This window comes from Streptomyces sp. NPDC090045, assembly GCF_044747975.1.
Lineage (GTDB): Bacteria > Actinomycetota > Actinomycetes > Streptomycetales > Streptomycetaceae > Streptomyces.
Genome location: NZ_JBIVFA010000018.1, coordinates 25,728 through 38,912 on the forward strand (window position 1 = coordinate 25,728; position 13,185 = coordinate 38,912).

Consider the following 13,185-nt stretch of genomic DNA (forward strand, 5'->3'; position numbering starts at 1 on the left):
TGCGACGCCGCCGCGGGGGCGCCGCCCCCGAGCCCCGCGCCTCAATCGCCGGCGAGGCTGAAAGACCGGGGCTCCGCCCCGAACCCTCCCCCAGACTCCGTCCGGGGGGACCCCCAGTCCTCAAACGCCGGACGGGGTGAAAGATCGCCTCAAACGCCGGCGGGGCTGGATTTTCCAGCCCCGCCGGCGTTTGAGGCGCGGGCGCGGAGCGCCGTGATGTGAGCTCAGCCGGCGATGGAGGCGCGGGGTTCGGGGCTCGAGCCTCAGGTCTTCAGCCTCGCCGGCGTTTGAGGCGCGGGTCCGGGCGGCGCCCGGGGAACGGGGGAAGGGCGGGTAGGGGACGGCTTCGCGCAGCGGCGGGAAGCCGGTGAGGCGCCCCGGGGCCGAGGCGTGCGAGCGCTGCGTCGAAAAATGAGACCATCCGCTGATCCGATTGGGGGATTTGCCCGCCGCGCTCCACACGGGTCGTCGCTCTGCGTGAACTACGCTCGCCATCCGAAGGCAGGGAGAGGAGCGGATCCGTGACGGATTTCGTCGGGCGGCGGCGTGAGCTCAAGGAGCTGCGCGAGGACATCGCGCGGACCGGGCTCGACACCCTCTCCGGCCGGAAGGCCAAGGCGCCCCGGGCCAGGGTGCTGCTCGTCGCCGGGCGGCCCGGCTCCGGCCGGACGGCCCTCGCCGAGGAGTTCGTCCGCGAGGTCGCCGAGGAGTACCCCGACGGGGTGCTCCGGACCCGGCTCACCCGCCCCGGCGGGGACACGGTGGCCACCGAGCGCGCCGTCAGGGGCCTGCTGGAGGGGCTGGGACGGCCCACCCCGCCCGGCGCCGGCGAGGACGAGCTGAGCTCCGCCCTGCGCACCGCGCTCGACGGCCGCCGGGTGATCATCCTCGTCGACGACGCCGCCGATCCGCACCAGGTCGACGCCCTGCTCCCGGACACCCCCGAGTGCCTCGTCGTGGTCACCGCCGAGGGGCCCCTCACGGGGATCCCCGACGTGCGGCCCTGCACCCTCGGCGGGCTCGACACGCCTTCCGCCGTGGAGCTGCTCGTCCAGCACATCGGCGACACCCGGGTCACCGCCGACCCCCGGGCCGCCGACGCCCTCGCCGAGGAGTGCGGGGGCCAGCCCGCCGCGCTCGGCCTCGTCGGCGGATGGCTCGCCGCCCACCCCAAGGCCTCCGTCTCCGACGTGGCCAAGCAGCTGCACGAGATGCCGGCCAGTACCGGCGGCCCCCTCGCCCGGTGCTTCCGGCTCGTCTACGAGGCCCTGCCGCAGCCCGCCCAGCGGACCCTGCGGCTGCTGCCGCTGGCCCCCGCCGGCCTCGTCGACTCGCACACCGCCTCCGCCCTCGCCGGCTGCTCCGTGGCCGCGGCCCAGGCCACGCTGGACGATTTCGCCGGGCTGGGGCTCGTCCACCCGGCCCACGACGGGCTCTTCCTGCTGCCCGGCTGCCTCGCCCCCCTGCTGCAGTCCCTGCTGGAGGCCAAGGAGCGGCCGGCCGAGGTCCAGCTGGCCCGGGCCCGGATGCTGGAGCGCACCGTACGGCTGCTGCACTCCTGCCGGGCCATGGCCGCGACCGACGAGGAGGACGTGCGGGAGGTGCTGGACGGGCTGCCGCGCGCCCTGCGGTTCCCGGACCGGCGGGCCGCCGCCACCTGGCTGGACACCCGGCTGCCCGCGCTCGACGCGGCGGCCTCCCTGGCCGTGGCCGACGGGGAGCTGGACACCCTGGCCCGCCGGCTGGTCGCGGCCCTCGTACGGGCCCTGGCGGAGCACCGGGGCACGGCCGGGGCCGCCCCCGAGCTGTACGGGCTGCACCGGCTGGTCCTGGACGTGGCCGAGCGCCGGAACCTGCACCGGGAGCAGGCCGCCGCGCTGCTGAACCTGGCCGACCTGGACGCCGAGACCGGCCGGACCCAGGAGGCCCTGGAGCGCTACCGGGCCGCGCTGGACGCCGGAAGGGCGGCGAACGATCCCTACGCGACCGGCCGCGCGATGGAATCCGTAGGCGGCGCGTACCAGGAGCTGGCGGACTGGCACCGGGCCGCCGACTGGTTCGGCCGGGCGCTCTCCCAGGCCCTCGCGCGGGGGGAGCGCGCGGACGAGGCCCGGCTGTACGGGCGGCTCGGGAACGTGCACACGTACGCGGGCCGGTACGGGGACGCCCTGCGCAGCTGGCGGGCCGCCGCCGCGGGCTACCGGAAACTGGCCGATGTGCCGGGTCAGGCCAAGGCGTTGAGCGAGATGGCGCGGGTCCAGGAGTACGCCGGACGGCCCGAGGAATCGCTGCACACCTGCCGCGAGGCGGTGGAGCTCGCGCGCAAGGCCGGCGACCAGCGGCTTCAGGCCGCGCTGCAGGTCCGGCTGGCCGACACGCTCGACCGGCTGGGTGACCCCGCGGCCGCGAGGCTGCACCGCTCCGCAGCCGACAGATTGCTGGGAGACGACCCCGCAGCCTGCGAAATCCGCAGTGATATCGACTGAGATTATTTGTTTGCAAGGCTAGACAGCGCGTCGTCCTTCATTAGACTGGCTTCACCACGACATCCCGTGGTGCATCCCGTTGCGCGTTCTTGTGGGCGGGTATGTATGGAAGTGCCCCGAAAAATCCCCTGAGCCAAGGACCGTGATCGACGATGAAGGTCGGCATCCCCCGCGAGGTCAAGAACAACGAGTTCCGGGTCGCCATCACGCCCGCCGGCGTGCATGAGCTGGTCCGCAACGGCCACCAGGTCTTCATCGAGCAGAACGCCGGTGTCGGCTCCTCGATCACGGACGCCGAGTACGTCTCGGCCGGTGCGGAGATCCTCGGCACCGCCGACGAGGTCTGGGCCACCGCCGACCTGCTGCTGAAGGTCAAGGAGCCGATCGCGGAGGAGTACCACCGCCTCCGCAAGGACCAGACGCTCTTCACCTACCTGCACCTGGCGGCCTCCCGCGAGTGCACGGACGCCCTGCTGGAGTCCGGCACCACCGCCATCGCGTACGAGACGGTCGAGCTCGCGAACCGCGCGCTCCCGCTGCTCGCCCCGATGTCCGAGGTCGCGGGCCGGCTGGCCCCGCAGGTCGGCGCCTACCACCTGATGCGCTCGGCCGGCGGCCGCGGCGTCCTCCCGGGCGGTGTCCCCGGCACCCACGCCGGCGAGTGCGTGGTCATCGGCGGCGGCGTCTCCGGCTGGAACGCCGCGCAGATCGCCATCGGCATGGGCTTCCACGTGACCCTGCTCGACCGCGACATCAACAAGCTCCGCGAGGCCGACAAGATCTTCGGCACGAAGATCAAGACGATCGTCTCCAACGCCTTCGAGCTCGAGAAGGCCGTCGTCGAGGCCGACCTCGTCATCGGCGCGGTCCTGATCCCGGGTGCGAAGGCGCCGAAGCTGGTCACCAACGAGCTCGTCGCCAAGATGAAGCCCGGAAGTGTACTTGTCGACATTGCGATCGACCAGGGCGGCTGCTTCGAGGACTCCCGTCCGACCACTCACGCCGAGCCGACCTTCCAGGTCCACAACTCGGTCTTCTACTGCGTCGCCAACATGCCGGGCGCGGTGCCGAACACCTCCACCTACGCGCTGACGAACGCCACGCTGCCCTACATCGTGCAGCTCGCGAACCTCGGCTGGGTCGAGGCGCTGCGTCGTGACCCCGCGCTCGCGCTGGGCCTCAACACCCATGACGGTCAGGTCGTTTACGGTCCCGTTGCCGAGGCCCACGGCCTCGACACCCTCGAGCTGAGCACGCTGCTCGGCTGACGCGTCAACGACTGACGTCAATCTCACGTATCCGGCCGGACCTTGCCCGCAAGGTCCGGCCGGACGCGTTTGCGGCGTGCTCCGAGACCCCGCTCAACTCGCCTCGAACGTAACCCTTTAACCCTTTCGCGCACCCGCGAAACTTCGCAGCGACAGCTCGCACGCCCTTGACAGAGTGGTGTTCGGTTGCCGACACATCGTGCCGGGTCCGGCGGATTGTGTTGCCGCTGAGTGGTGACACGCCATAGAGTCGCCAACCGTCGGCATGGTGCCACGCTGACCTATCGATAAGTGTCCTGGTCACGTCCGAGGAGGTAAGACGACTTGTGAATGAGTCGACATTTGCCCCTGGGGGTGGTCGAGCAGGGATGCCCGAGCGGGGCCAAGGCCCTACCGGGCTCGAAGCCGTCGGCTCCGTCGCGGTACGCACCTTCGCAAACCACCAGCACATGACGACGCCCCAAAAGAGCATGGACGGCCTAGACGTGAACTCCAGGGCCGGCGACCTGAGCGGCGCAAAGCCCACTGGTTTCGCCGACTACGACAATGTGCCCGAAGGGCACTTCTACGACCCCGACGCGGAGTACGAACCGGACCCCGAGTACGCGGCCACCCTCGCCCCCGACGCTGCCCGCCAGCGTCGTGAGCGGATCGGCCCGACCGGACGCCCGCTCCCGTACTTCCCGATCCCGGGTCCGCTGACCGACCACGGTCCGGCGAAGATCATCGCGATGTGCAACCAGAAGGGCGGCGTGGGCAAGACCACGTCGACCATCAACCTGGGTGCCGCGCTCGCCGAGTACGGGCGCCGCGTGCTGCTCGTCGACTTCGACCCGCAGGGCGCACTGTCCGTGGGTCTCGGCGTGAACCCGATGGAGCTCGACCTGACGGTCTACAACCTGCTCATGGAGCGGGGCATGTCGGCCGACGAGGTGCTGCTCAAGACGGCGGTCCCCAACATGGACCTGCTGCCGAGCAACATCGACCTGTCCGCTGCGGAAGTGCAGTTGGTCAGCGAGGTCGCGCGCGAGTCCACCCTGCAGCGGGCCCTGAAGCCCCTGCTGGCCGACTACGACTACATCGTGATCGACTGTCAGCCCTCGCTCGGTCTGCTGACCGTGAACGCCCTGACGGCGGCTCACAAGGTCATCGTCCCGCTGGAGTGCGAGTTCTTCGCGCTGCGCGGCGTGGCGCTGCTGACCGAGACCATCGAGAAGGTGCAGGAGCGGCTCAACCCCGAGCTGGAGCTCGACGGCATCCTCGCCACGATGTACGACTCACGTACGGTGCACAGCCGTGAGGTGCTGGCGCGCGTCGTCGAGGCCTTCGACGACCACGTCTACCACACGGTCATCGGCCGTACGGTGCGCTTCCCGGAGACCACGGTCGCCGGTGAGCCGATCACGACGTACGCCTCCAACTCCGTCGGCGCCGCCGCCTACCGCCAGCTGGCCAGGGAGGTGCTCGCCCGGTGTCACGCCGAGTGAGTCTGCCCGGAGCCGACGAACTGTTCCGTACGACCGGGGGGATGGCGCTCCAGTCGTCCTCGCCGCGGCGCGGGGCCGAGGAGGCGCCCGTCGCCGAACACTCGGCCAGTTCGGCCGAGGGCACGGCGGGGGAGGGCCGCAGCCGGGAGGCTGAGGCCGGTACGGCGTCCGGCGGGCCCGTCGTGGGGCAGCCGCGGCGACCGCAGGAAGGTTCTGTCAGCCCCGCCGGCCCGGCCGGCGGGGCGGTCACCCCCCCGACCGGTGCGACCCGCCGGGGCAAGGGCCAGGGCCGCGGCGCGAACCGGCGGCCCAGCGGCCGCGAACGGCACGACGAGAAGATCACGGTCTACGTCTCCGCGGAGGAGCTCATGGACCTGGAGCACGCGCGGCTGGTGCTGCGCGGGGAGCACGGGCTCGCCGTCGACCGGGGCCGCATCGTCCGCGAGGCGGTGGCGGTGGTCCTCGCCGATCTCGAGTCCCGCGGCGACGCCAGCATCCTGGTCCGCCGCCTCCGCGGCCGCTAACCGGCCTCCGGGCCGCGCGGCCGGACGGCGAGGCCCGGCACCCCGCCGCGCGGCCGGCCGGCACAGTAGCCCCGTACGGGCCCCGGCCCTTCACCGTGAGCCCCGCCGCACCGCGCGGGACCTTCCATCCCGAGCACCGGCCGCTCTCCCCGACGCCGAAGCGCTGCGGCCCTCCACGGTGCGATGCGCCGCGTTGGACACCCTGCCCCGGCGGGACCTTCCAGTCACAGCGCCGGCGGCGTTCCAGGACGGGGAAGTCCTGACGCCCTCCGCGGTGCGATGCGCCGCACCGGACGCCGCGCCCCGGCGGGACTTCCCGGCCGCAGCACTAGGCTGCTCGTGGCGGTCACCCAGCCCGCCGCCGCTGCCCCTGCGCACCACCTGGACCGCGATGCCCTTCCCCGCCGAATCCGGCCGACCGCCCCGGCGACTGCTGGGCCGCGGCCCCGGCACCCACGACGCGGCCGACGGGGGAGCCCACCCCGAAGCCCCTGAGGCGCCCGCTACGGGGCCCACGACGGCGGAGCGCGCCCCGGAGCCCCGGCAGCCCCCCGGCCCCCCGCACGGCCCCACAGGCCCCCAGCAGGACCACCCCGGGGACGGCCTCCCAGCCGACATCCCCGCCGCAAGCACCCAGGCCGAGGCCGCCCCCACCGCCATCGGCCGGGCCGAGCCTGACGTCCCCGCTGCGCGGCACGCAGCGGTGGGGGGCGGCCCGGAGCCCCGGAAGACGTCCCGGCCCTCGGACGGCCCCGCAGAGCCGCAGCAGGACCACCTCGGGCCGGGGGAGGCCGACGCCGACGCGTCGTCGGCCGGCATCCCGGCCCGAGGTGGTCCTGCTACCGCGCTTCCCGCCGCAGGCGGCCCGACCGGGGCCGAGCACACATCGACCTCCGCCGGAGGCGACTCTGGCGGGGACGCCGCTGTTCCGGGCAGCCCGGCTGTGTCCGCGGAGGCTGCCGCCCCTGTCGTAGGCGGCGCGGGCGGGGCCGGGGGTGCCGTAGCCCCCGCCGCAGGCGGCTCGGACCGGGGTGGAGTGACTGCGGGCCCCGCCGGAGGCGATGGGCGGTTTACGTTGCGGCTTGAGAACTTTGAGGGGCCCTTTGACCTGCTGCTTCAGCTGATTTCGCGGCACAAGCTCGACGTCACCGAGGTGGCGCTGTCCAGGGTCACCGACGAGTTCATGGCCCACATCCGGGCCATGGGGCCGGACTGGGACCTCGACCAGACCACCGAGTTCCTCGTCGTCGCCGCCACCCTCCTCGATCTGAAGGCCGCCCGGCTGCTGCCGGCCGCCGAGGTCGAGGACGAGGGGGACCTCGCCCTCCTCGAAGCCCGGGACCTGCTCTTCGCGCGCCTGCTGCAGTACCGCGCGTACAAGCAGATCGCCGAGATCTTCGAACGGCGGGCCGAGGCCGAGGGGAGGCGGTACCCGAGGACCGTCGGGCTGGAGCCGCACCACGCGGACCTGCTGCCCGAGGTCGTCATCAGCATCGGGGCCGAAGGGTTCGCCCGGCTCGCCGTCAAGGCCATGCAGCCGAAGGCGAAGCCCCAGGTGTACGTGGACCACATCCACGCGCCCCTCGTCAGCGTGCGCGAGCAGGCCGGGCTCGTGGTGCGGATGCTGAAGGCGCGCGGGGAGGCCACCTTCCAGGAGCTCACCGAGGACGCCGGCGACACCCTCACCGTCGTCGCGCGCTTCCTGGCCCTCCTGGAGCTCTACCGGGAGAAGGCCGTGGTCCTCGACCAGGAGGAGGCCCTGCAGACCCTCACCGTGCGCTGGAGCGGCGGGGACGGCGACGGCATGCCGACGGTGACCGACGAGTTCGACCAGATCGTGGAGGCGAAGGATTGAGCAGCGAAGCGAGCGCGGTGGCCGCGCTGGAGCTGAAGCCGGCCCTGGAAGCCGTGCTCATGGTCGTGGACGAGCCCGCGACCGAGGCGCACCTCGCGAAGGTGCTGGAGCGGACCCCGCGCGAGGTCGCGCACGCGCTGCGCGAGCTCGCCGACGAGTACACGGCCGCGCGCCGGGGATTCGAGCTGCGGCTGGTCGCGGGCGGCTGGCGGTTCTACAGCCGGGCGGAGTACGCCCCGGCCGTAGAGGGCTTCGTACTGGACGGCCAGCAGGCCCGGCTCACCCAGGCGGCGCTGGAGACCCTGGCGGTCGTCGCGTACCGCCAGCCGGTGAGCCGGTCGCGGGTCTCGGCGGTGCGCGGAGTCAACTGCGACGGGGTCATGCGGACCCTCCTCCAGCGCGGTCTGGTGGAGGAGGCGGGGACGGAACCCGAAACAGGTGCGATCCTGTACAGGACGACGAACCACTTTTTGGAGCGGATGGGCCTACGAGGCCTGGACGAGCTCCCGGAGCTCGCGCCCTTCCTCCCCGAGGCGGACGCGATCGAAGCCGAGACGCAAGAAGGTGTGCCGTCGTTCGATCCGGACTCACCGGATACCGATGAAGACGACGACAAGACGACGGAACTTTGATGCGAAGCAGCGGCAACGGCAACGGTGGCGGCAACAGGAACAGCGGCGGCGGCGGTGGTGGCGGACGCGGCGGTAACCCCCGCGGCGGCTCCTCCTCCGGCGGCGGCAACTACCGCGGCGGTGGCTCCTCCGGCGGTGGCTCGCGCGGCGGCTCCTCCGGCGGTGGCGGCTCCCGAGGCGGCTCGTCCCGCGGAGGCTCCACCGGAGGCGGCGGCGGTTACCGCGGCGGCAGCTCCGGCGGCGGCTACCAGGGCGGTGGCGGCTACCAGGGCGGCGGCGGCTACCAGGGCGGCGGCTCCGACGCCCGCGACCGCGACCAGGCTCCGCCGCCGCGGATCCGCAACCCGCGCCCCGAGGAGCGCCGCTACGACGTGGGCCCCGAGGGCGAGCGCAGCGGTCGCAGCGGCCCCAAGGCCGGCGGCGGCGGTGCCCGTGGCGCTGCCGCGCGCGGTGGAGCCAAGGGCGGCCCCAAGACCTCCCGGACCCCCGGCATCGGCGGGGCCGGCGGCCCGCGCAGCGGCCCGGGCAGCCGCAGCGGCCAGTCCCGCCCGCGCGAGCTGGACGCGCGCATCGAGGAGCGCGTGCGCGACCGGTACGCCGACAAGCCCGTGATCAAGACCCCGAAGACCTTCCCGGGTGCCGAGGAGGAGGGCGAGCGTCTGCAGAAGGTGCTCGCCCGCGCCGGCATGGGTTCGCGCCGCGCCTGCGAGGAGCTCATCGAGCAGGCCCGCGTCGAGGTCAACGGCGAGATCGTGCTGGAGCAGGGCAAGCGCGTCCAGCCGAAGGACGAGATCAAGGTGGACGGCCTGACCGTCGCCACCCAGTCGTACCTGTTCTTCGCGCTGAACAAGCCCGCCGGTGTCGTCTCCACCATGGAGGACCCCGACGGCCGCCAGTGCCTGGGCGACTACGTCACCAACCGTGAGACGCGTCTCTTCCACGTCGGCCGGCTCGACACCGAGACCGAGGGCATCATCCTGCTCACCAACCACGGTGAGCTGGCCCACCGCCTCACGCACCCGAAGTACGGCGTGAAGAAGACCTACGTCGCCGCCATCACCGGCCCGCTGCCGCGCGAGATCGGCAAGCGCCTCAAGGACGGCATCGAGCTGGAGGACGGCTACGCCCGCGCCGACCACTTCCGCGTCGTCGACCAGGTCGGCAAGAACTACCTGGTCGAGGTCACCCTCCACGAGGGCCGCAAGCACATCGTCCGCCGCATGATGGCGGAGGCCGGCTTCCCGGTCGAGAAGCTCGTCCGGACCTCCTTCGGTCCGATCGAGCTGGGCGACCAGAAGTCCGGCTGGCTGCGCCGCCTGACCAACACCGAGGTCGGCATGCTGATGCGCGAGGTCGGCCTCTAGTCGGTACGCAGGCCGGTCGGTCGCCGTACAGGCGGCCGGCCCGGCCACGGAAAACCCGCGGTGCCCCAGGGCGCCGCGGGTTTCTGCTTGTCGGGGACCCCCACACCTGTTTATAGTCAACCTGACCATTAAAGGGAGTGAGGGGGTCGGCATGAGCTGGACCATGAGCTGGACCGAGGTGCTCGGTTTCGCCACCGGCGCCCTGTGCGTCTGGCTGGTCGCCCGGCAGCACGTCGCCAACTGGCCGATCGGCATCGCCAACAACGTCTTCTTCATCGTGCTCTTCGCCCAGGCCGGCCTCTACGCCGATGCCGGGCTGCAGATCGTCTTCATCGCCCTCGCCGCCTACGGCTGGTGGTCCTGGACCCACGGGGGTGGACCAGGATCCGCCGAGGCCCTGCCGGTGCGCCGCACCACGCGCACCGAATGGGCCGGGCTCGCCGCGGCGGGGGCGGTGGCGGTGCTCGGGCTCACGCTGCTGCTGAGCCGGGCCACCGACTCCACCGTCCCGTTCTGGGACGCGCTGACCACCGGGCTCTCGCTCGCAGCCACCTACGGGCAGTGCCGCAAGCTCGTCGAGTCCTGGTGGCTGTGGATCGCCGCCGACCTCGTCTACATCCCGCTCTACGCGCACAAGGGGCTCTACCTGACCTCCGCGCTCTACGTGGGCTTCCTCGCCCTGTGCGTGGCCGGACTCCTCGGCTGGCGGCGCACCCTGCCCGCGCGGGACGCCCGTACGGCGGCGGAGGCGACGGCATGAGGCGCCACGGGCACGGCCTGGTCCTCGGCAAGTTCTACCCGCCGCACGCCGGGCACCACCACCTCGTGCGCACCGCCCAGGACCAGTGCGAGCGGCTGACCGTGCTGGTGTGCGCGGCCTCGGTGGAGTCGGTCCCGCTCGCCGACCGGGTCGCCTGGATGCGCGAGGCGCACCCCGGGGCCGAGGTCGTCGGCGCGGTGGACGACATCCCCGTCGACCTGCACGACCCGCAGATCTGGGAGGCGCACATGGCGGTCTTCCGCCGCGCGGTCCCCGGGCGGGTGGACGCCGTGTTCACCTCGGAGGAGTACGGGAGCGAGCTCGCCCGGCGATTCGGCGCCGAGGAGGTCCTGGTGGACCGGGAGCGGACGCTGTTCCCGGTGTCCGGGACGGCGGTCCGCAAGGACCCGGCCGGCTCCTGGGAGTTCCTCGGGCCGGCCGTGCGCGCCGCGCTGACCCGGCGGGTCGTCGTCCTCGGCGCGGAGTCCACCGGGACCACCACGCTCTCGCAGGCCCTCGCGGACCACTACCGGCGGCGCGGCGGCGTCTGGGCCAAGACCGGCTGGGTCGCCGAGTACGGCCGCCGGTACAGCGAGGAGAAGCTGGCGGCGGCCCGCGCGGCCGACCCGGCGGCGTCCTGGGCGGACGTGTCCTTCACTTCGGAGGAGTTCCCGGTCATCGCGCGCCACCAGGACGCGGACGAGGAGCGGGCCGCCCGGCTCGGCTCCCCGGTGCTGTTCTGCGACACCGACTCCTTCGCGACCGGGATCTGGCACGAGCGGTACATGGGCGGCCGCAACCCCGAGGTCGAGCGCATCGCCGCCCTGACCCGACGGGACCTGTACCTGCTGACCGACCACGCCGACGTTCCCTTCGAGGACGACGGACTGCGGGACGGGGAGCACCTGCGGCCCTGGATGACCGGCCGGTTCCGGGCGGAACTGGAGCGCACCGGGAGGCGTTTCCTCGTCGTGCGCGGGGACCGGGCGGCCCGGCTGGAAACGGCCGCCCGGGCCGTGGACGAGCTGCTGGCCGAGGGCTGGCACTTCACCGACCCACTCCCGGAGAACCGATGACCGCCGGCTATGACCCCCACGCCTTCGAGCCGTTCGCGGTGACGGTCGACCTGGCCGTGTTCACCGTGCGCGACGCCGCCCTGCACGTGCTGCTGATCCGGCGCGGCCAGGAGCCGTACGCGGGGGCCTGGGCGCTGCCCGGGGGGTTCGTCCTGCCGCGGGAGTCCGCCGAGACCGCCGCCCGGCGCGAACTGGCCGAGGAGACCGGCCTGCCGGAGCGGGTGGTGGCGGCGCTCCACCTGGAGCAGCTGCGCACGTACAGCGAACCGGACAGGGACCCGCGGATGCGGGTGGTCTCGGTGGCCTTCACGGCCCTCGTCCCGGACCTGCCCGAGCCGGCGGCGGAGGGCGGCGGGGACGCGGCGCACGCCCGCTGGCTGCCGGTCGGGGAGGTCTCCGGCCTCGCCTTCGACCACGCCGTGATCCTGGCGGACGCACGCGAGCGGATCGGCTCGAAGCTGGAGTACACCTGCCTGGCCACCGGCTTCTGCCCGCCCGAGTTCACCCTCGGCGAGCTGCAGTCCGTCTACGAGACCGTCTGGAACACCGCCCTCGACCGCCCCAACTTCCGCCGCAAGGTCCTGACGACGCCCGGATTCGTCGAGGCCGTGCCGGGCGCCGCCCGGCTGACCGGCGGCCGCGGCAAACCGGCCGCCCTCTACCGGCCCGGCCCGGCGACCGCCCTCCATCCCCCTCTGCTCCGACCGGAAGGACCCACCCGATGACGAAGCGAGCCGCGACGGGCGCCCTGATAGGCCTCGCCCTGGGCGACGCCCTCGGCTTCCCGACCGAGTTCAACGACGTGCCCTCGATCCTGGCCAAGACGGGCCCCTGGCGGGAGATGGAGCTCCCCCGCCCGGCGATCGTCACGGACGACACCCAGATGACCCTCGCCCTCGCGCGCGGCATGCGCACCGCCACGGAGCGCGGCCCGATCGGCCCGCTGCGCCTGGCCCGCCCGGTCCGCGAGGAGTTCGTCGACTGGTACCACTCCCCGGAGAACAACCGGGCGCCGGGCAACACCTGCCTCAAGGCCTGCAGCCTCCTGAACCTGCCCGAACGGGACTGGCGGGACGCCAGCCAGGTCGGCTCCAAGGGCTGCGGCGCGAACATGCGCGTGGTCCCGGTCGGGCTGGTGCCGGGCTGGACGGACGAGGAACGGGCCGGCGCCGCCCAGCTCCAGTCCGCCCTCACCCACGGCCACCCGACGGCGCTCGCCGCCTCCGACCTGACGGCGCGGGCGGTGCACCTGCTGGCCGCGGGCACCGAGGTGACGGGCCTGGTCGGACGGCTGCGCTCGTACGCCCTGGAGAACCGCACCCGCTACCACGAGCGCTGGCTCGGCGACCTCTGGATGCGGACCCCCTCCGACGCGTCGCCGGAGTCCTTCATCGCGCGCGGCTGGGACGAGTGCCTGGCGGTCCTGGACCGGCTGGCGGCCGCCCTGCGGTCCCCCTCCCCGGAGACCGACCCCTGCCTGACCACCGGCGACGGCTGGATCGCCGAGGAGGCCCTCGCCACCGCCCTCCAGTGCTTCCTCCTCTTCCCCGACGAGCCCCTCCTGGCACTGCGCCGCGCGGCCTGCACGCGGGGCGACTCGGACTCCATCGCCTGCCTCGCCGGCGCCTTTGCCGGAGCCCACCTCGGCGCCGACGTCTGGCCCCGGGACTGGGAGGGCCGCATCGAGTACCGGGACGAACTCCTCGCCTTCGGAACCCTCTGGGATGCTTGAT

At 73.2% G+C, this 13,185-nt stretch carries 10 protein-coding genes and 1 pseudogene; all 11 read left to right on the forward strand.

Going from position 1 to position 13,185, the window contains the following annotated elements:
* The first annotated feature begins 473 nt into the window (after positions 1-473).
* Complete coding sequence (locus ACIPYQ_RS34920; RefSeq protein ID WP_401258290.1) at positions 474-2,486, forward strand: tetratricopeptide repeat protein; 2,013 nt, start codon at positions 474-476, stop codon at positions 2,484-2,486.
* Between the two features lie 152 nt (positions 2,487-2,638).
* The gene (gene ald, locus ACIPYQ_RS34925) at positions 2,639-3,754 is read left to right on the forward strand and encodes an alanine dehydrogenase (RefSeq protein ID WP_361760342.1); all 1,116 of its coding nucleotides are present in this window, start codon (positions 2,639-2,641) and stop codon (positions 3,752-3,754) included.
* Positions 3,755-4,122: 368 nt separating this feature from the next.
* Positions 4,123-5,241, forward strand: coding sequence for a ParA family protein (locus tag ACIPYQ_RS34930; protein ID WP_401258160.1), 1,119 nt, complete (start codon positions 4,123-4,125; stop codon positions 5,239-5,241).
* Entirely contained in the window at positions 5,226-5,765 is a 540-nt protein-coding gene (locus ACIPYQ_RS34935; protein ID WP_401258162.1) for a hypothetical protein, read from the forward strand. Before ACIPYQ_RS34930 ends, ACIPYQ_RS34935 begins: the two co-directional genes overlap by 16 nt.
* Positions 5,766-6,256: 491 nt before the next feature.
* A pseudogene (locus ACIPYQ_RS34940) lies at positions 6,257-7,620 on the forward strand (segregation/condensation protein A).
* 59 nt (positions 7,621-7,679) lie between these two features.
* On the forward strand, positions 7,680-8,252 hold the full coding sequence (gene scpB / locus ACIPYQ_RS34945) for an SMC-Scp complex subunit ScpB (protein ID WP_401258291.1): 573 nt from the start codon (positions 7,680-7,682) through the stop codon (positions 8,250-8,252).
* Entirely contained in the window at positions 8,252-9,616 is a 1,365-nt protein-coding gene (locus ACIPYQ_RS34950; protein ID WP_401258163.1) for a pseudouridine synthase, read from the forward strand. Before scpB ends, ACIPYQ_RS34950 begins: the two co-directional genes overlap by 1 nt.
* A 151-nt stretch (positions 9,617-9,767) precedes the next feature.
* Positions 9,768-10,376, forward strand: coding sequence for a nicotinamide riboside transporter PnuC (gene pnuC / locus ACIPYQ_RS34955; RefSeq protein ID WP_401258165.1), 609 nt, complete (start codon positions 9,768-9,770; stop codon positions 10,374-10,376).
* The gene (locus tag ACIPYQ_RS34960) at positions 10,373-11,452 is read left to right on the forward strand and encodes an AAA family ATPase (protein ID WP_401258167.1); all 1,080 of its coding nucleotides are present in this window, start codon (positions 10,373-10,375) and stop codon (positions 11,450-11,452) included. Before pnuC ends, ACIPYQ_RS34960 begins: the two co-directional genes overlap by 4 nt.
* Complete coding sequence (locus ACIPYQ_RS34965) at positions 11,449-12,177, forward strand: NUDIX domain-containing protein (protein ID WP_361760324.1); 729 nt, start codon at positions 11,449-11,451, stop codon at positions 12,175-12,177. Before ACIPYQ_RS34960 ends, ACIPYQ_RS34965 begins: the two co-directional genes overlap by 4 nt.
* Entirely contained in the window at positions 12,174-13,184 is a 1,011-nt protein-coding gene (locus tag ACIPYQ_RS34970; RefSeq protein WP_401258169.1) for an ADP-ribosylglycohydrolase family protein, read from the forward strand. Before ACIPYQ_RS34965 ends, ACIPYQ_RS34970 begins: the two co-directional genes overlap by 4 nt.
* Position 13,185: the final 1 nt, after the last annotated feature.